Origin of the sequence: Burkholderia sp. E168m23, from assembly GCF_016586125.1 — a bacterium.
Taxonomy (GTDB): domain Bacteria; phylum Pseudomonadota; class Gammaproteobacteria; order Burkholderiales; family Burkholderiaceae; genus Burkholderia; species Burkholderia orbicola.
Genome location: NZ_BCPP01001644.1, coordinates 1 through 672 on the forward strand (window position 1 = coordinate 1; position 672 = coordinate 672).

The following is a 672-nucleotide window of genomic DNA, read 5'->3' on the forward strand; positions in this document are numbered from 1 at the left end:
CGAGGTCGTCCTTGTCCTGCTGCGACAGGCTACGGTAGTACTCGCCCGCCTGACGGAACGGCAGCTTCTTGCGGATCGCTTCCTGCTGCGTCGTGCCGCTGAGCGTCATGCGGACCGACTTGTACTGCGGGTCCTGCGCGAGTTCGTTCAGCGTCGACGGTTCGTAATTCACCTCGCCCTTGCGGTCGCCGGCGTTCATCTTGCCGTCCTGGTTGTTGTTGACGACCGGCACAACGGGGCGATTGATCGGCAAATCCATGTAGTTCGCGCCGAGCCGGTACATCTGCGTGTCGGCGTACGCGAACAGGCGATCCTGCAGCATCCGGTCCTCGGACGGCTCGATCCCCGGCACGAGGCGCGACGGTGCGAAGGCCGATTCCTCGGTCGACTGGAAGTAGTTGTCGGGCACGCGATTGAGCGTCATCGTGCCGATCTTGCGTTCAGGCACGCCGGTCCACACCTTCGTATCGTCGAGCGCATCGAAGTCGAAGCGGTTCAGATCCTTCGGCGTGAGCACCTGCACGTACAGGTCCCACTTCGGGAAATCGCCCTGTTTGAGCGCGCCGTACAGGTCGTTCGTCATCAGGTTCCAGTCGCGGCCGATCGACGCGGGGATTTCTTGCGGGCGCAGGCCGTGCACGCCTTGCTGGCTCTTCCAGTGGAACTTCACGT

General features: G+C 62.9%; 1 protein-coding gene. It reads right to left on the reverse strand.

Annotation, left to right across the window (positions count from 1 at the left end; all coding sequences use genetic code 11):
• Positions 1 to 672: catalase (locus tag JMF90_RS39410; RefSeq protein WP_201326583.1), on the reverse strand; the 672-nt coding region annotated here is incomplete at both ends.